General features: G+C 65.5%; 10 protein-coding genes. 7 read left to right on the top strand and 3 right to left on the bottom strand.

Features of this window, described 5'->3' with window-relative positions; translation table 11 throughout:
* Nucleotides 1–19 precede the first annotated feature (19 nt).
* Together ACZZZD_RS04235 and ACZZZD_RS04230 are read right to left on the bottom strand one after the other, a co-directional pair.
* Complete coding sequence (locus ACZZZD_RS04235; protein ID WP_463432931.1) at nt 20–1,354, bottom strand: sigma-54-dependent transcriptional regulator; 1,335 nt, start codon at nt 1,352–1,354, stop codon at nt 20–22.
* Nucleotides 1,351–3,123, bottom strand: a complete 1,773-nt coding sequence (locus tag ACZZZD_RS04230) for a sensor histidine kinase (protein WP_463432929.1) — start codon at nt 3,121–3,123, stop codon at nt 1,351–1,353. Before ACZZZD_RS04230 ends, ACZZZD_RS04235 begins: the two co-directional genes overlap by 4 nt.
* A 300-nt stretch (nt 3,124–3,423) precedes the next feature.
* On the opposite strand from ACZZZD_RS04230, the gene ACZZZD_RS04225 reads away from it, so the two are divergent.
* From ACZZZD_RS04225 to ACZZZD_RS04205, 5 genes are all read left to right on the top strand, one after another.
* On the top strand, nt 3,424–4,776 hold the full coding sequence (locus ACZZZD_RS04225) for a dicarboxylate/amino acid:cation symporter (RefSeq protein WP_463436079.1): 1,353 nt from the start codon (nt 3,424–3,426) through the stop codon (nt 4,774–4,776).
* A 61-nt stretch (nt 4,777–4,837) separates the two neighbouring features.
* Nucleotides 4,838–7,894, top strand: coding sequence for a TonB-dependent receptor domain-containing protein (locus tag ACZZZD_RS04220; RefSeq protein ID WP_463432927.1), 3,057 nt, complete (start codon nt 4,838–4,840; stop codon nt 7,892–7,894).
* A 13-nt stretch (nt 7,895–7,907) separates the two neighbouring features.
* On the top strand, nt 7,908–9,248 hold the full coding sequence (locus ACZZZD_RS04215) for an alpha/beta hydrolase (RefSeq protein WP_463432925.1): 1,341 nt from the start codon (nt 7,908–7,910) through the stop codon (nt 9,246–9,248).
* Between the two features lie 137 nt (nt 9,249–9,385).
* The gene (locus ACZZZD_RS04210) at nt 9,386–11,899 is read left to right on the top strand and encodes a TonB-dependent receptor (protein ID WP_463432923.1); all 2,514 of its coding nucleotides are present in this window, start codon (nt 9,386–9,388) and stop codon (nt 11,897–11,899) included.
* Nucleotides 11,900–11,909: 10 nt separating this feature from the next.
* Nucleotides 11,910–13,580 (top strand): alkaline phosphatase D family protein, encoded by a 1,671-nt coding sequence (locus ACZZZD_RS04205; protein ID WP_463432921.1) that lies wholly within the window; start codon nt 11,910–11,912, stop codon nt 13,578–13,580.
* Between the two features lie 79 nt (nt 13,581–13,659).
* On the opposite strand, the gene ACZZZD_RS04200 is transcribed toward ACZZZD_RS04205, so the two are convergent.
* On the bottom strand, nt 13,660–15,012 hold the full coding sequence (locus ACZZZD_RS04200; protein ID WP_463432919.1) for an MFS transporter: 1,353 nt from the start codon (nt 15,010–15,012) through the stop codon (nt 13,660–13,662).
* A gap of 209 nt (nt 15,013–15,221) precedes the next feature.
* Between ACZZZD_RS04200 and cyoA the strand changes: the two genes are divergently transcribed.
* Together cyoA and cyoB are read left to right on the top strand one after the other, a co-directional pair.
* Nucleotides 15,222–16,451 (top strand): ubiquinol oxidase subunit II, encoded by a 1,230-nt coding sequence (gene cyoA / locus ACZZZD_RS04195; RefSeq protein ID WP_463432917.1) that lies wholly within the window; start codon nt 15,222–15,224, stop codon nt 16,449–16,451.
* 13 nt (nt 16,452–16,464) lie between these two features.
* Entirely contained in the window at nt 16,465–18,468 is a 2,004-nt protein-coding gene (gene cyoB / locus ACZZZD_RS04190; RefSeq protein ID WP_463432915.1) for a cytochrome o ubiquinol oxidase subunit I, read from the top strand.
* The last annotated feature ends 1 nt before the right edge of the window (nt 18,469 follow it).

Raw genomic sequence — 18,469 nt, 5'->3', positions numbered from 1 at the left:
CAGAGGCAAACGCGACAGCCTAGCGAAACGCCGCCGGCTTCAGCCCGTGCCGCTGGAGCTTGTCGTATAGGGTTTTCCTGGGCACCTGCATTTCGGCGAGGACGGCGGTGATGTCGCCGCGGTGGGCCTGGAGGGCGTCGCGGAGGAGTTCGGCCTCGAAGCGGTTGAGGCGGTCGGGAAGGCTGAGGCCGGCATCGACGGGGCGTGTGGTCTCTTCCAGCGACAGGGCGACCCGTTCGGCGAAATGAGCCAATTCGCGGATGTTGCCGGGCCAGTCGGCTTCGACCAGAAGGCGTCGCACGCTGTCGCCGACGACGGGCGGTTCGATGCCGTGACGGTCGGCGGCGCGGCGCAGGAAGTGGGCGAACAGCAGCGGAATGTCCTCGCGTCGTTCGCGCAAGGGCGGCACGCGCAACCGCACCACGTTCAGCCGGTAGTACAGGTCCTCGCGAAACAGGCCCGTCCTCGCGGCTTCGCCCAGGTCGATCTTGGACGAAGCCAGGACGCGCAGGTCCAGGGCGCGGGGTTCGTTGGCGCCGATGGGATGGACCTCGCGCTCTTCCAGCACCCGCAACATCTTGACCTGGACGGCCAGGGGCATGCTCTCGACCTCGTCAAGAAACAGCGAGCCGTTGTGGGCGCGTTCCACATGACCGACGCGACGACGCAGGGCTCCCGCGAAGGCGCCGAGCTCATGGCCGAACAGCTCGCTTTCGATCAATCCGTCGGGCAGGGCGCCGCAGTTGACGGCGACGAAGGGCGCCAGCCGGCGTCGCCCGCCGTTGTGCAGGGCGCGGGCGACGGCCTCCTTGCCGGTCCCGGTCTCGCCCTCGATCAGCACATCCATGCGGGCGTCGGCGATCTGGGCGATAGTGGCGCGCAGGGCGGTTATGGCGCGCGAGGGCCCTGCCAGCGGCAGTTCCTGTACGCCGTCCGACGCCATCGCCAGCAGGCGGCGATTCTCCAGCACCAGGCCGCGCTTTTCCAACGCGCGGTTCAGGCTGTCCTGTAGCCGCTCGAACGGGAAGGGCTTGGCCACGAAATCATAGGCGCCGTCCTGCATGGCGGCGACCGCATCGGCGATGTCGCCGTGGCCGGTGATCATGATGACGGGCAGGGTCGCGTCCAGCGCCTGCAAACGGCTGAGCAGTTGACGACCGTCCAGTCCGGGCATTCGCAGATCGGTGATGACCACGCCGGGGAAGTCCGCGTCGATTGCCTTCAGAGCCGGTTCTGCAGCGGCGAAGGCGCGCACGTCGTGGCCTTCCAGCACCAGGCGTTCGACCAGCGCCTGACGGAAGTCGGCGTCGTCCTCGATCAGGGCGACTGCGGTGGGACGGGCGAACTCCATCATGCGGTCCTCAAGGTGGCGACGAAGGTCGCGCCGTCGCCCTCGTCGATCAGGTCCAACTCGCCGCCGAAGCCTGCGATAAGGTCCCGGCAGATGACCAAGCCCAGTCCCAGTCCGTTGGCGCGGGTGGTGACAAAGGGGGTGAACAACTGTGCGCGCACGGCGGGCGGCACACCGGGGCCATTGTCGGACACGATCAGGCGGACGCGGTCCCTGTCGCGCGTGACCTTCAGCAAAAGACGCGGGTGCTCGCGTCCCTCCAAGGCTTCGGCGGCGTTCTTGACCAGGTTGACGATGACCTGTTCCAGCCGGAAGCGGTCGGCGCGCACGGTCACGTCCGCATCGCCTTCGCGGATCAGTTCAACCCCGCCCTCGTCCAGCCGCCCACGGGTCAGCAGCAGGGCGCCGTGGATGGCGTCCTCCAGCCGCACCACGCCGATCTTGGGGTCCGACTTTTTCGAGAAGGTTCGCAGGCCTTCCGTGATGGCGCCGATGCGCTGTGTCAGGTCGCCGATGCGAGCCAGGGCGCCGCGAGCCTTTTCCGGATCGTCGCGGTCTAGCAGGACGCCGGCGGTCTCGGCCTGGGTCTGGATGGCCGCGACAGGCTGGTTAATCTCGTGCGCCACGCTGGCCACGATCTGGCCCAGGGCCGCCAGTTTGCTGGCCTGAACCAGTTCGTCACGCAGAAGTTCGCGCGCGGTCTCGGCGCGGCGACGTTCTTGGATCTGGCGGTTCAGGGCGGTGTTGGCGTCGCGCAGTTCGCGGGTGCGTTCGTCGATCCGGCGTTCAAGCTCCAGCCGGGCTTCCTCTTCGGCGCGTGCGCGGGCCAGACCCTGCTGGCGACGCCTCATCAGGACGGCGACCACCCCTGCGATCAGGGTCACGATCAGCGCCGCCAAGGCGCGGGCGGTGGTGACGGCGACCTCTATGACGCCGCGTCCGGGCGATAGCAGATGCAGGGTCCAGCCGGGCGTTTCGGTCGAGACCGCCGCATGCATCCAACGCTGCTCGCGGTCATCGACGGGGGCCTGGACAAGACGCGGCTGGTCACCCGACGGGGTCGCGAAGGGCAGGGGACGCAGCGCCTCAGGCTGGAGCGTCTGATCCGTCAGGGTCAGACGGCGACGGCGTTCGTCCAGCGGCTCCGTAGTGCGGAAACGCCATTCCGGAACGCTGGTGATCAGCACGACGCCGCCAGGATCGACGACATAGGCGGGCTCGCCCGACGCGCGCCACTCGGCCTCTAAGGCGGCGAACTCGACCTTGACGACGACGACGCCGACCGGCGCGCCTGTCGGTCCGTCCACGCGTCGCGCCAGATACAGGCCGGGCCGGCCCGACACGGTGCCGAGAGCGAAGAACTCCGCCTGGCCATTGCGCATGGCGTTGATGAAATAAGGCCTGAACCCATAGTCGGCGCCCACGAAACTGGTAGGCAGGCGCCAGTTGCTGGCCGCGCGCGTCCGCCCGTCGGCGTCGATGATGTAGATGGCGGCGGCTCGGGTCTGGCGGGCCAGGTTTTCCAGCTTCAGGTTGACCCTGTCGCCTTGCGTCGTCAGCGGCGCGGCTAGCAATGCGGCGATGTCAGGGTCGCCCGCCAGGGCGAGCGGCAGGGATCGATGCTTTTCCAGCTCGCTGCGCAGGACTGCGGCGTGCAGAGCGGCCGCAGCCTCGGCCTGACGAACCAGTTCGGCCTCTGCGTCGCGCCGCGCGGCTTCCCCGGCGGCGACTGCTGCGACGACGGCGAGGACGATCCAGAGGGCCGCGGCCACAAGCCAACCGCGCCGCCAAGGCCGAGAGCGTGAGTCTGTGATCGATGGCCTGCGCATTCCAACATTGTGCGGAAAATCGCACTATCCCGCTAGTTGGGTGCGCGAAAAATTGCACAACTCAAGGCTCGGGTGTCGCGCGATATCGAGAAATATCAACGATTACAAAAGATTATAATGGGCGCCGCATTGTCTTTGAGCCATGCGCGTTCTCGCTGACTGTCAGTTCAAGGAGCGTGGCGAAGATCGCGCCCATTGAGGAGACTGCGAGGATCGCCCTCGCACATCAGGAGCCTTTTCGTGATCGCAGTACCGTCAGAGACCGCGCCGGTCGTTCGCCGGCCGTTCTATCGCCACCTGTATTTCCAGGTGCTGATCGCCATCGTGCTCGGCGCGGTGATCGGTCATTTCTGGCCGACGTTCGGCGAGAGCCTGAAGCCGCTGGGCGATGGCTTCATCAAGCTGGTGAAGATGGTCATCGCCCCGGTGATCTTCCTGACCATCGTGACCGGCATCGCCGGCATGCGCGACCTGGGCAGCGTGGGTCGCGTAGCCGCCAAGGCCTTCAGCTATTTCCTGGTCTTCTCGACGCTGGCCCTGATCGTGGGTCTGATCATCGCCAACCTGGTTCGCCCCGGCGACGGTCTGAACATCGATCCGGCATCGCTGAACGCGGGCGCGGTCGAACAGTACGCCGCCGCCGCCCATGAAAGCACGATCCAGGGCTTCCTGATGGGAGTCATTCCCGACACCCTCGTCAGCGCCTTTTCGACCGGCAACATCTTGCAGGTCCTGTTCGTCTCCATCCTGTTCGGCATCGCCCTGGCCCTGGTGGGCGAGCGCGGCCAGCCGGTGATCGACCTGTTCGAGACGCTGAGCCTGGCGGTGTTCAAGCTGGTGGCCATCGTCATGAAGGCCGCGCCGATCGGCGCCTTCGGCGCCTTCGCCTTCACCATCGGCGCCTATGGCATCGCGTCCATCGCCAATCTGGCGGCGCTGATCGTCACCTTCTACGTCACCGCAATCATCTTCGTGGTCGGCGTGCTGGGCCTGGTCGGCATCGCCAACGGTTTCAACATCCTGAAGCTGATCCGCTATTTGAAGGAAGAACTGCTGCTGGTGCTGGGCACCTCCAGTTCCGAAGCGGCCTTGCCCAGCCTGATCTCCAAGATGGAACGCGCGGGCGCCGCCAAGTCGGTGGTCGGCCTGGTCGTGCCGACCGGCTATTCGTTCAATCTGGACGGCACCAACATCTATATGACGATGGCGGCCCTGTTCATCGCCCAGGCGCTGAACATCGATCTGACCATCTGGCAACAGATCACGCTCCTGCTGGTGGCCATGCTCAGCTCCAAGGGCGCGGCGGGGATCACGGGCGCAGGCTTCATCACCCTGGCTGCGACCCTGTCGGTCGTGCCGGACGTGCCGGTCGCCGGCATGGCGCTGATCCTGGGCATCGACCGCTTCATGAGCGAGTGCCGGGCCCTGACGAACTTCATCGGCAACGCCGTGGCCACCATCGTCGTGGCCCGCTGGGAGAACGCGCTGGATCGCGACGCCCTGAAGGCCGCGCTGGATGGAAAACCCCAACCGCTCGCCGCTGCACCCAATCCCGCAGCGGGGCCGGGAGACGATCTGGTTCTTGCGGACGACTGATCCGCAGGAACGACTTTTACGACGGGACCCCCGACATAACGGCGGCCCGGGAGGAGGAAACATGAAGATGCAATCCAAGTTCGCACTGAGGGCAGGCGCAGCCTCGGCCGTCCTGCTGATATCCGCGGGCGGCGCCCTGGCCCAGGACGCAGCGCCTCAGGATGGGGAGGCGGCGCAAGTCGAGGACATCATCGTCGTCGGCTCTCAGATCCGCGGCGCGTCCACCACCGCCGCCCTGCCTGTGACGGTCGTCACCCAGGAAGAGATCATCGCGACCGGCGCGGTCAGCGGGGACGACCTGCTGCGGTCCATTCCGCAGATGGGCGATGTGCTGTTCTCCAGCGCCAACAATCCGCAGACGTCGAACGCAGCGCGCGGCGACGTGAACTCGGTCAATCTACGCTCGCTGGGCGTGGGCAACACCCTAGTGCTGCTGAACGGACGTCGTATCGTCCAGCACCCAACCAGCCAGGGCACGTCGGACACCGGAACGGTGCCGGTGCTCAGCTATAATTCCAACGCTATTCCGGTTTCCGGGCTGGAGCGTCTCGAGGTGCTGCTGGACGGCGCAGCGGCCATCTATGGCGCGGACGCGGTCGCCGGCGTCGTGAACACCGTGCTGCAGCAGGACTTCGACGGACTGGAGATGAAGGCCCAGTATGGCGGCGCGGAAGGCACCGAACGCCGCGAGTTCACCTTCGGCCTGTTCGCCGGCAGGGACTTCGAACGCGGCAATATCTCGGGCTTCCTGGACTATACGAACCGCACCGCCCAGCAGGCCAGCGATCAGGATTACACGGCGTCCGATGATCGCCGCAGCCTGTTCGCCGATGTCCCCGGCTACGAGAACTCGACCGATACGGACGGTCGTTCGTCGTATACGGCCTGGGCCAACTTCCAGACGCCGTTCCAGGTGAAGCGCGGAACAACCAATCTGACGACGGGCGCCGGCGCCTTCCACAACCAGCCCTCCAGCTTCGGTTGCACGGCCCCGGTTGGCGGCGATGTCTGCCTGGCCAGCGGCAATATCAGCTACAGCGGGGCTGGGCGCGAACTGCGATACGACGGCGCGCGCGGCACCACCCAATCGCCTGATATCGAACGCCTGAACCTGTTCGTTTCGGGTCATTACGACCTGGACAACGGCGTCACCGCCTTCGGCGAGGTCGGCTATTACACCGCCAGCACCCAGAATATTCAGCCGGCCACCATCCTGCTGAACCCGCTGTGGATCCCGGCCAGCAACTATTGGAATCCGTTTGGGCCGGTGACCTTCGCCGACGGAACCCGCAACCCCAATCGCTTGCCGGGCCTGACCAATGTGCCGGTCGCAGGGGCGCCGGTGAAGCTGGTCCGCTATCGCTTCAACGACGCCGGTCAGCAGGTGGTCGATGTCGACAACTGGCAGTCCCGTTTCCTGGGCGGCCTGCGCGGCGAATGGCGCGGCTTCGACTGGGAAACGGCGCTGCTGTATTCCGAAGCCGAGGCGACCGACAGCTCGAACGCCATCAACCTGACCGCGCTGCAGGCCAGCCTGGCCCTGTCCACACCGGATGCCTACAATCCGTTCAGCGGCGGTTGCGTCAACGATCCCAGCTTCGGCGACTGCACCCCCAGTTCGCAGACGGCGATCGACGCCATCTCGACCGATCTGACGCGGGTGTCGAAGACGACGTTGGCGCTGTGGGACTTCAAGATCAGCCGTCCCGACGTCTTCACCTTGCCCGGTGGTCCGGTCGGCATGGCCCTGGGCGTCGAGGCGCGCCGCGAGACCCAGCGCGATGACCGCGACGAGGACCTGGACGGCACCAACATCTTCACCGACATGGTGTCGGGCGAGACCAGCCTGTCAAACCTGGCGGCGGTCAGCTCGAACCCCGACACCTACGGCAAGCGCGAGGTCTATTCGGCCTATGTCGAGTTCGCAGTGCCGGTGGTGTCGCCGGAGATGAATATCCCGCTCGTGCGCAGTCTGGATCTGCAATTGGCCGGCCGATACGAGCACTATTCGGACTTCGGCAGCGTGGCCAAGCCGAAGATCGCCATGGCCTGGGACGTGATCGAGGGCGTGCGTGTTCGCGGTTCCTATTCGGAAGGCTTCCGCGCGCCAAACCTGGAACAGACCAACGCCGCGCAATACGGACGTCTGGCGACCAGCAACGACTACGTCCGCTGCGAGGCCGACCTGCGTCTGGGCCGGATCACGAACTTCAACCAGTGCTCCCAGCCGGCCAGCGCCTCGCTGCTGGTCTCGGGCAACCCGGAGCTTCAGCCGGAGGAAAGCACCAATCAGTCGATCGGCCTGGTGCTGCAGCCCTGGTTCATTCCCGAGCAGTTCGGTCGCTTCACCTTCACCATTGACCGCTGGAAGATCGAGCAGGAGAAGATCGTCGGCCTGCTCGGCGCCCAGTCGAACGTGGTGCTGGACTACCTCAACATCCTGCAAGGCACGACCAACGACAACGTCAATCGCGCGGCGGTGACGTCCGACGATATCGCCTTCTTCCAGGGCAGCGGCATCACCCCGGTCGGGCAGATCGTCTCGATCGAGGATCAGTTCATCAACCTGCTGCCGCAGACGGTCGAAGGTCTGGACATCGGCATTCAGTGGCGTCTGCGCGGCACGCCCTGGGGCAACTTCCGCGCCAATCTGAACGCCGCCCATCTGATGAAGTTCGACCGTTCGCCGGGCCCGCTGGTCGAGTCGTTGTTCGCCGCGCGCGAGGCAGGTCAGATCAACGCGAACACGCCGTTGCCGATCTCCGAAACCCTGTTGGCGCGCAACGGCCGGCCGGAGTGGCGCGTGACCGGATCGTTCACCTGGTCGCAAGGGCCTTGGCAGGTCGGGGCCTTCACCCAATACACCGACGCGGTGACCGAGACCGGCTTCCTGAGCGCACAGGGCGACTCCTGGCAGATCGACAGCCAACTGACCGGAAATCTGTACGGTCAGTATGAGTTCGAAGACGGCAATGGCTTCGCATCGGGCACGACCGTTCGCCTGGGTGCGCGCAACATCACGGACGAACAACCGCCTCTGGCGTCATCCGGTTATCTGGGCGCGCTTTATACGCCGTACGGACGCTACTGGTACGTCAACGTGTCCAAGACGTTCTGAGAAGGGTAGGGCGATGACCGTTCGTTCCATCGGATGCCTCTCGGTGCTGGTCCTCACGTCAATGGGGATCGCACCGCTCGCCCAGGCTCAGGAAGTGAGGACGACGACGGCTGAAGCGCCAGTCACGGCGGCCTGTCCCGACTATGTGCCGCAGGAGACGCGGTGCTGGTCGGGTCAGGCGGCCAAGGGCGGCTATTACTGGATCGCCGTGCCCAAAGACTGGAACGGCGCTCTGGTCGTCCACGCGCATGGTGGTCCGCGCACCAGCGCGCCCGAGGCGAACGACCCGCTGGAAGACCTTGAGCGGTTCTCGATGACGGTGAAGGAAGGGTTCGCCTGGGCGGGCTCGACCTATCGTCGGGGTGGCTACGGCGTGCGGATGGCGGCCGAGGATACCGACGATCTACGCCAGATATTTTGGGATGCTTTCGGCAAGCCGCGCCGGACCCTGGTCCATGGGCAGTCGTGGGGTGGGAACGTCGCGGCGAAAACAGCGGAGTTGTATGCCCGTAACGCCGAGGGTCAGGCGGTGTGGGACGGCGTCATTCTGACGAATGGCGTCATTGGCGGCGGCACGCGCACCTATCGGTTTCGGGCCGATCTGCGGGCCGTGTATCAGTTCTATTGCAACAACCACCCGCGGCCTGACGAGGTTCAGTATCCGCTATGGCAGGGCTTGCCGCTGGACAGCAATCTGACCCGCGCACAACTGGCGGAACGCGTTCAGACCTGCACCGGCGCAGGATTGCCGGAGGCGGGACGCTCGGCCGATCAGAAGCGCAATCTGGCGGATATTCTGGCCGTGACGGGCGTGAATGAGGAGCAGTTGGTGCCGCACCTGGCCTGGGCGACCTTCCTGTTCCGCGACATGGTTCAGCGGCGGCTGGATGGGCTGAACCCGTTCGACAACAGCCAGACTGTCTATCAAGGCTCTCACGATGACGCGGCGTTGAATGCTGGTGTTCAACGGTTCGCCGCCGACCCCATGGGCGTGGCGCGCCTGGCCTATGACGCCGATCTCAGCGGCCTGATCGTGGCGCCGACGCTGACGATCCACGCCAAGAATGACGCGACGGCCTTCGTCTCCAACGACGCGCTGTATCGCGAGACGGTCGCCGCCGCTGGACGGTCGGACCTGCTGGTCCAGACCTTCACGGACGAGTCTGAGCACAGCCGCCTGTCTCCACCCGAGTATGTGGGGCTGTTCCAGGCCATGATGCGCTGGCTGGACGAGGGCGTGAAACCGACGCCTGGCGATGTGGCGACGCTGTGTCAGGCTGCGGCGTCACGCTATGATGATGGCTGTCATTTCGACGTGGATTTCCGACCCTCCATCGACCAGCGCGCCAACTGATCGGCCATCCGTCGGTAGACGGATCAACCGTCGCCGCATCGTCTTGGCGTCGTCGTCAAGACGATGCGGCGGTGTCGTCGCCTCGACATCGGCCCGTCGTAGGGCACTCCCCAGCTTAGCCGAATCTGGGGGATCAGATGTCCAAGACCACATTGAAGACGCGCCTGCTGGCCGCCGCGACCCTGACGGGCGCCATGACGGCCGGATCGGCCGCCTGGGCGCAGGAGCAGGCGCCGGTCAGCAGCGTCGAAGACGTCATCGTCACCGCGCAGCTGCGCGAGCAGAAGACCATCGACGTGCCATTCGCCCTGACGGCCTATTCCGGTCAGTTCCTGGAAGACCTGGGCATTCAGGAGTTCGAACAGCTGTCGGCCTTCGTGCCGGGTTTCCTGGTGCAGAACCAGTCACCGAACAATCCGGGCTTCGTAATGCGCGGCATCACATCGGACTCAGGCGCGGCGACGTCCGAGGCTCGCGTGTCGGTGTTCCGGGACGGGGTGTCGATCTCCAAGTCGCGCGGCTCCTATGTCGAGCTGTTCGATCTGGAACGCGTCGAGATCGCCAAGGGGCCGCAATCGACCCTGTACGGACGCGGCGCCCTGATCGGCGCGGTCAATCTGGTGCAGAACCGCGCGCGTCCCGGCGCGACCGAAGCCTATGCCAATATCGAGGCGGGCAACGAAGGCTATCGCATGGTCGAGGGCGCGCTGAACCTGCCGGTCGGCGAGACCGCAGGCCTGCGTCTGGCCACGCGCCTGAAGACGCGGGACGGCTCGGTCGAGAACCTGCTGGACGGCGAGGATTTCAACGCCATCGAGACCCGTGCCTTGCGCCTGTCCGGCGCCTGGACGCCGTCGGACGCGATGCGGTTCGACGTGATCGGCAACTATCAGAAGGACAACGCCTCGGGCACCTCGTTCAAGTCGCTCGCCTATGCCCCGGCTGATCCGAACACCGGCGCGGTTCTGGGCGGCAAGGAACCCTGGGAGGGCGCGGCCCTGACGCCGGGCGCCGCTTTTGATGGCGGCAAGTCGCTGGGGCTGGACCGCGAAGTCTGGGGCGTGACGGGTCTGGCGCGCATTGATCTGAGCCCCGCATGGACGCTGAATTCGACCACGGCCTATCGCGAGTTCACCAACTACGAAACCTTCGACGCTGACGGCGTGTCGCTGCCGCTGCTGACCGCCGCCGAGGATACGCATGGCGAACAGTGGAGCCAGGACCTGCGCCTGGGCTTCGACAACGGCGGTCGCCTGACGGGCTTCGTCGGCGCCGGCTGGTTCCATGAAGAGGGCTATCAGCGCACCCCGACCCAGTTCGACGAGCGCCTGATCCTGGCGCAGCTGTCGGGCTTGCTGGACGGATCGCCTGCGACGGTCGGCGACCGGACGCTGCCGCTGACCGCCTATCCGGCCATCGCGCAGGCTGCGCTCGGCGGTCTTTTGACGCCGCTGGGCGCCGGCGCATTCGCTACGCCTATCGCCGCCAATCTGAAGTCGGCGCACATCGAGACGCCGACCAACAGCTCGGAACTGACGTCCTACGATGTCTTCGCCGACGCCACATACGCCTTCACCGACCGGTTCGAGATGTCGGCGGGGGTGCGCTATACTCGAGATGACAAGACCACTGGATATGCCAGTTCGGTGCAAAGCCGCTCCACGCTCGGCGCCCTGCTGGCGCTGCAAGCGGGCGCCATTCCCGCGGCGCAGGTTCCGACGTTCCTCGGCGCCCTGGCCAACCCGGCCTATCTGGCCATTCCGGCCAGCGCCTTCCCGTTGTTCGGCCTGATCTCGCAGCCGACCGCCAACAACGGCGACTTCGCCTATTTCGACTCCGAGGATGACGGCGTGACCTGGCGCCTGACGGCGCGCTACGCCTTGAGCGACGACACGAACGTCTATGCCAACTATGCGCGCGGTCGCCGCCCGGAAGTGATCAGCGCCTCGGGCCCGTCGGCGCCGCTGGGCGCGCCCCGGTTCGCCCCGGTGGAAGCCGAGACGGTCGACAGCTATGAGATCGGGGCCAAGTCGTCGCTGCTGGACGGCCGCCTGCGCGTCGATGGCGCGGTGTTCCTGTACAACTACGAAAACTTCCAGACGACGATCCAGCAGGGCACGACCTTCGTCGTCACCAACGCCGGCGAAGCCAAGTCGTATGGCTTCGAGACCCAGGCCAACTTCGCCGTCGCGTCGAACTTCGACCTGTTCGCCACCTATGCCTACAACCACTCGCGGTTCGAGAACGGCATCTACGACGGCAACCAGTTCCGCCTGTCGCCGGACAACGCCGCCTCGATCGGTGCGACCTGGCGCCTGCCGGTCAGCGGCGGCGAGATTGCAGTTCAGCCGACCTACACCTGGCAGTCCAAGGTCTTCTTCAGCGACGACAACGATCTCCCGGCGCTGCAGAGCCGCAACATCGTGCCCGATCGGGTTCAAGACGAGTATCAGGACGCTTACGGCCTGCTGAACCTGCGCGTCCGCTACACGCCAGACTCGGCCAACTGGGGCGTCGAGGCGTTCGGCGAAAACGTCCTTGACGAAGAATACATCAAGGACGCCGGCAATACGGGCGATGGTCTGGGCATGCCGACCTTCATCGCTGGACGGCCTGCGTCGTACGGCCTCGTGTTCAAGCTGAAGCTCTGAGGATCTGACGATGAAAATGGATCGCCGCAGTCTTCTGGGTCTCCTCGGCGCGGGGGCGGCGTCGCCCGCCGTGGCGCAGGGGACCAACACCGGATCGGTCTCCTTCCTGCACGGGGTGGCCAGCGGCGATCCCGACACGCGTTCGGCCGTCTTCTGGACCCGCGTCACCCCGGCCGATCCGTCGGTCGGAGAGGTCGCCGTGGTGCTGGAGGTCGCACATGACGCCGGGTTCGGCGACATCGTGCGCCGCTCGACCGGCCTGCGCGCGCGGGCCGAACGAGACTTCACCGTCAAGCATGACCTGGACGGCCAGGGCCTGGAGCCGGGGGCTGAGTATTTCTACCGCTTCGTCGCCAATGGCGTGACCTCGCCGGTCGGGCGGGTGCGGACCTTGCCCGAGGGCGCGACGGCTGATCTGGCCCTGGCCGTGGTGTCGTGCCAGCTTTATCCGGGCGGGCTGTTCAACGCCTATGACGCCCTGTCGAAGCTGGATCGGCTGGACGCCGTCGTACACCTGGGCGACTACATCTACGAATACGGTGCCGAGCCGTCGGACTATGGCATGAGTTCGGGCGCGGTCCTGGGGCGGGTTCCGCAGCCGCCGCACGAGATCGTCAGCCTGGCCGATTATCGGACGCGCCACGCCCAGTACAAGACCGATCCCGACCTTCAGGCCGCCCATGCCCGCGCGCCCTTCATCTGCGTGTGGGACGATCACGAGGTGGCCAACGACGCCTGGATGATGGGCGCCGAAAACCACCAGGCCGAGACCGAGGGCGACTTCGCGACCCGCAAGGCGGCGGCCCTTCGCGCCTATTACGAATGGATGCCGATCCGCGAGCCCAAGGCGGGCGCGTTGAGCGCGGCGATCAATCGCAGCTTCGACTTCGGCGATCTGGCCAGCTTGGTCATGGTGGAGACGCGGCTGCTGGCGCGTGGCGAGCAGATGACCTTCGCCGACATCCCCAAGACGGCGGAGGGGGCGCCGGATGTAGCGGCGTTCGAGGCCCTGCGTCAGGCGCCGGATCGCGACCTGCTGGGCGAGCGCCAGCGTCAGTGGATCGGCGAGACGCTGAGCCGCTCCAAGGCGGCGGGCCGTCCGTGGCAGATCCTCGGCAATCAGGTGGTGATGGCGCAGGTAAAGGGACCGGACATCTCGCGCATGATGCCGCCGGAGCAGGTCCAGCAGATGCTCGCGTCACTGCCGGAGGATGTTCGGCCCCAGGTCGAGGCGGCGATTCAGCTGTTCAAGCTGGGCCTGCCGTTCAACCTGGACAGCTGGGACGGCTATCCGGCAGGGCGCGAGCGTCTCTATGAGACCTTTGCAGCGGCGGACGTGGCGCCCATCGTCCTGGCGGGCGACAGCCATGCCTTCTGGGTCAACGAACTGCATGACAAGGCGGGCGCGCGCCGGGCGGTGGAGTTCGGCACGTCCTCGATCTCCAGCCCATCGCCAGGCGACCATGTGGGCGGCCTGCCGCTGGGCGTCGCTTTGTCGGCGGCCAATCCCGAGGTCAAGTTCTGCGATCAGACGTCCAAGGGCTATGTGCTGCTGAACGTCACCCGCGATCAGGTCGTAGGCGAGCTGTGGGCGGTGTCGACCATCGTCGCCAAACCGTATGAGCTGAAGAAGGTGAAGACCTTCGCCGTCTCGCCGCAGGGCGACCTGACGGAAGTCTGAACCGGCCCTAGACCCAAACGAAACACGGCCCGCAGGCGACTGCGGGCCGTGTCTTTTTGTGTGCGGTGAATGCGGTGGATCAGACTGGCTTGGCGCGGTCCTTGTCCGAGGAGCTGCGGGCCAGTTCGCGGTTCAGCCACAGGGCCAGCAGGGTGCAGACGGCGCCCGACAGCAGATAGGCGCCGGCCGCGATCAGGCCGAACTGGCTTGAAATCCACAGGGCCGCCAGAGGAGCGAAGCCTGCGCCGAACAGCCAGGCCAGGTCCGAGGTTAGGGCCGACGAGGTATAACGGTTGGTCAGGCTGAAGCTGGACGCCACCGGACCCGAGGCCTGGCCGAACGACAGACCCAGCAGGATGAAGCCGGAGATCATGAAGGTCAGCTCGCCCGCCGTGCCGCCGTTCAGCAGTTGTGGTGCAAAGCCTGAGAAGGCGGCGATGCCGGCGGCCGTGATCGCCAGCAGGGTGCGGCGGCCATAGCGGTCAGCCAGGACGCCTGACGCCAGGATGGCCAACAGGCCGAAGACCGCGCCGACCATCTCGATCAGCAGGAAGCGAACCGGCGTCTCGTTGGTGAACAGGAAGACCCACGACAGCGGGAAGACGGTGACCATGTGGAACATGGCGAAGCTAGCCAGGGGGGCGAAGGCGCCGATGGCGATCTTGGGGCCTTCGGCGCGCAGGGCCTGCGACACCGGCGTCGGCTGAAGCTCGCGGGTCTCGAACAGCTTCTGGAAGGCGGGCGTCACCACGATGCGCAGGCGCGCGAACAGGGCCACCACGTTGATGGCGAAGGCCACGAAGAAGGGATAGCGCCAGCCCCAATCGAGGAAGTCGGGGGCCGACAAGGTGTTCAGGAAGAAGGCGAACAGGGCCGAGGCGACGATCAGGCCGATCGGCGCGCCCAGCTGCGGGATCATGGCGTACCAGCCGCGCTTCTTCTCCGGTGCATTCAGCGCCAGCAGCGAAGCCATCCCGTCCCAGGCGCCGCCCAGGGCGACGCCCTGGCCGATGCGGGTGAGGGCCAGCAGCACCGGCGCCCACATGCCGATGCTTTCGTATCCGGGAATGAAGGCGACCGACACGGTCGAGGTGCCCAGCAGCAGAAGGGCGGTCGTCAGCTTGGCGCCCCGCCCGAACTTGCGATCGATGGCGATGAACAGGACCGTGCCCAGCGGGCGAAACAGGAAGGCGAGGGCGAAGATGGCGAACGACAGCAGGGTGCCGCCCACCGCGCCGGCATAAGGGAAGATAAGTTGCGGGAAGACGACCACCGAAGCGATGGCGTAAACAAAGAAGTCGAAAAACTCGGAAGTTCGGCCGATAATGACGCCGATGGCGATTTCGCCCGCATCCACCTTGCCATGGTGCGAGTTTATCTTGGCGGCGTCGCGTTCCAGCGACTCTGACGAAGGGGTCGTCGAGGCGGACATGGGCTTGGTCGCTCCGTGTGAGACAGGTATTCAGGCGTACGGCGGATCGCCGCATTATGACCGGGCGCCCTTTGCGATGAAAGCGGCCTCAAGAGGATAGGACAGATTGTCCAATGTCGTTCCAGAACGAAGCTGACTATCCCGCCGCCTACGAACGCCAACCGTCGCGGCGCCTCCCCCTTGCCCGACGCTTTTCGATTGGATCCGCCTTGCGCCGTCTGCGCCTACTCCTGCTCGCGCCCGTCGTGGCCCTGCTGTCGGCCTGCAATCTGGTCGTGCTGAACCCTGCCGGCGACGTCGCCGCCCAGCAGGGCGACCTGCTGATGATCTCCACGCTGCTGATGCTGATCATCATCGTGCCGGTGATGGGGCTAATCGTCTTCTTCGCCTGGAAGTACCGGGCGTCGAACAAGGAGGCCGAGGCCGAGTATCAGCCCGACTGGGATCACTCCACGTCGCTGGAACTGGTCATCTGGGCCGCGCCGCTGATGATCATCATCTGCCTGGGCGCCCTGACCTGGGCCGGCACCCACCTGCTGGACCCCTATCGCCCGATCGACCGGATCAAGCCGGGCCACGCCGTCGCCGAGGGCGTCGAGCCGCTTCAGGTCAATGTGGTCGCGCTCGACTGGAAGTGGATGTTCATCTACCCGCAGTACGGCATCGCCACGGTCAATGAACTGGCGGCGCCGATCGATCGTCCGATCCGCTTCCACATCACCTCGTCTTCGGTGATGAACAGCTTCTACATTCCTGCTCTGGCGGGCCAGATCTACGCCATGCCGGGCATGGAGACGAAGCTGCACGCCGTGATCAACCATCCGGGCGAATACGAAGGCTTCTCGGCCAACTACTCCGGCGACGGCTTCTCCAACATGCGCTTCGCCTTCCACGGCCTGGATCAGGCCGGGTTCGACCAGTGGGTGTCGGGCGTGCGTCAAGGCCGTCAGACGCTGGATCGCGATCAGTATCTGGAGCTGGAAAGGCCCAGCGAGAAGGTGCCGGTCATGCACTTCGGCGCCGTCGATGGCGCGCTGTGGGACGCAATCCTCAACATGTGCGTCGAGCCGGGCAAGATGTGCATGGCCGAGATGATGGACATCGACAAGAGGGGCGGCCTGAGCATGGCCTCCATCCGCAACACCATGCCGCTGGTGTACGACAAATACGCCGGGCGCGGTAAGTCGCAGGCCTATTTCGGGTCGAACGAAAGCTACGTCATGACCATCTGCACGCCGTTGCAGGCCGAGGCCGCCGCCGCCGACCGGATGCGCCAGGCCGAGCTGGATGTCGTCGCCGGCCCTGGCAGCCTGGAACGTCTGACCGGGCAGGGTCTGTCGCCAAAGCGGACGCCCATGGCCTCGCTGACGACCCTCGCGCCCAATCCTTTCGCTACGGGGCCGGTTTCGACCGACATCCGTTCCGCCCCCAACGCCTGAGCGAACACAGTCGATGAACGCTGACCAACTCATTCCGCTTATCTTCGGGCGCCTCACGTGGGAGGCCTTGCCTCTGCACGAACCGATCCTGGTCGTGACCATGTGCGTCGTCGTGCTGGGCGGCCTGGCCCTGTTCGGCGCCCTGACCTATTTCAAGCTGTGGGGCTATCTCTGGAAGGAATGGTTCACCACCGTGGACCACAAGAAGATCGGGATCATGTACATGATCCTGGGGCTGATCATGTTCGTGCGCGGGTTCGCCGACGCCATCATGATGCGCATTCAGCAGGCCATGGCCTTCGGCGGGTCCGAGGGCTACCTGAACGCCCACCACTATGACCAGATCTTCACCGCCCACGGCGTGATCATGATCTTCTTCGTGGCCATGCCTCTGGTGACGGGGATCATGAACTATGTCGTGCCGCTGCAGATCGGCGCGCGCGATGTGTCCTTTCCCTTCCTGAACAACTTCAGCTTCTGGATGACCACGGCCGGCGCCATCATCGTCATGGCCTCGCTGTTCGTGGGCGAGTTCGCGCGCACCGGCTGGCTGGCCTATCCGCCGCTGTCGGGCATCGGCTACAGCCCCGGCGTCGGGGTCGACTACTACATATGGGCGCTGCAGATCGCGGGGGTGGGGACGACCCTGTCCGGCATCAACCTGATCGCGACCATCGTGAAGATGCGCGCGCCGGGCATGGGCATGATGAAGATGCCGATCTTCACCTGGACCTCGCTGTGCACCAACGTGCTGATCGTGGCGTCCTTCCCGGTCCTGACCGCCGTCCTCGCCCTGCTGACGCTGGACCGTTACGTCGGCACCAACTTCTTCACGAACGACTTCGGCGGCAACCCGATGATGTACGTGAACCTGATCTGGATCTGGGGTCACCCGGAGGTCTACATCCTGATCCTGCCGCTGTTCGGGGTGTATTCCGAGATCGCCTCGACCTTCTCGGGCAAGAAGCTGTTCGGCTATACCTCCATGGTCTACGCCACGGTGGTCATCACGATCCTGTCCTACCTTGTCTGGCTGCATCACTTCTTCACCATGGGCTCGGGCGCCTCGGTGAACAGCTTCTTCGGCATCACGACAATGATCATCTCGATCCCGACCGGGGCCAAGATCTTCAACTGGCTGTTCACGATGTACCGCGGACGCATCCGCTTCGAACTGCCGATGATGTGGCTGGTCGCCTTCATGCTGACCTTTGTGATCGGCGGGATGACGGGCGTGCTGCTGGCGGTGCCGCCGGCCGACTTCGTGCTGCACAACTCGCTGTTCCTGGTGGCGCACTTCCACAACGTCATCATCGGCGGCGTTCTGTTCGGCCTGTTCGCGGCCATCAACTTCTGGTGGCCCAAGGCCTTCGGTTTCCAACTGGACAAGAAGTGGGGCCTGATCAGCTTCTGGTGCTGGGTACCCGGTTTTTGGCTGGCCTTCCTGCCGCTCTACGTCCTGGGCCTGATGGGCGTAACGCGCCGAATGCGGGTGTTCGACGATCCGTCGCTGCAGATCTGGTTCGTGATCGCCGCCATCGGCGCGGGCGTGATCGCCGTGGGCATCGCGGCCATGTTCATCCAGTTCGCCGTGTCGATCATCAACCGCGACAAGCTGCGCGACACCACGGGCGATCCGTGGGGCGGCCGCACGCTGGAGTGGGCGACGTCCTCGCCGCCGCCGGCCTACAACTTCGCCGCCACGCCGGTCATCCATGATTCCGACGCCTGGTGGGACATGAAGAAGAAGAACTATCAGCGCCCGCTGACCGGCTACAAGGCGATCCATATGCCGTCGAACACCGGAACGGGCGTCATCATTTCGGGCCTGTGCCTGGTGATGGGTCTGGCGCTGATCTGGTACATCTGGTGGCTGGCGGCGATCAGCTTCATCGGGGTGCTGGCCGTCGCGATCGGGCATACCTTCAACTACAAGCGCGACTACTACATCCCTGCGGATGAGGTGCGTGCGACCGAAGAGGCGCGCACGCGCGCCCTGGCCGGAACGGAGGCCTGAT

The organism is Brevundimonas sp. AC546 (assembly GCF_979258305.1).
The sequence above is the reverse complement of the archived record's forward strand: the minus strand, read 5'-3'. Positions and strand labels throughout refer to the sequence as shown.

Coding starts and splice junctions, on each gene's coding strand:
- ACZZZD_RS04235 (WP_463432931.1), bottom strand. CDS start 1,354: ATGATGGAGTTCGCCCGTCCCACCGCAGTCGCCCTGATCGAGGACGAC.
- ACZZZD_RS04220 (WP_463432927.1), top strand. CDS start 4,838: ATGAAGATGCAATCCAAGTTCGCACTGAGGGCAGGCGCAGCCTCGGCC.
- ACZZZD_RS04215 (WP_463432925.1), top strand. CDS start 7,908: ATGACCGTTCGTTCCATCGGATGCCTCTCGGTGCTGGTCCTCACGTCA.
- ACZZZD_RS04210 (WP_463432923.1), top strand. CDS start 9,386: ATGTCCAAGACCACATTGAAGACGCGCCTGCTGGCCGCCGCGACCCTG.
- ACZZZD_RS04205 (WP_463432921.1), top strand. CDS start 11,910: ATGAAAATGGATCGCCGCAGTCTTCTGGGTCTCCTCGGCGCGGGGGCG.
- ACZZZD_RS04200 (WP_463432919.1), bottom strand. CDS start 15,012: ATGTCCGCCTCGACGACCCCTTCGTCAGAGTCGCTGGAACGCGACGCC.
- cyoB (WP_463432915.1), top strand. CDS start 16,465: ATGAACGCTGACCAACTCATTCCGCTTATCTTCGGGCGCCTCACGTGG.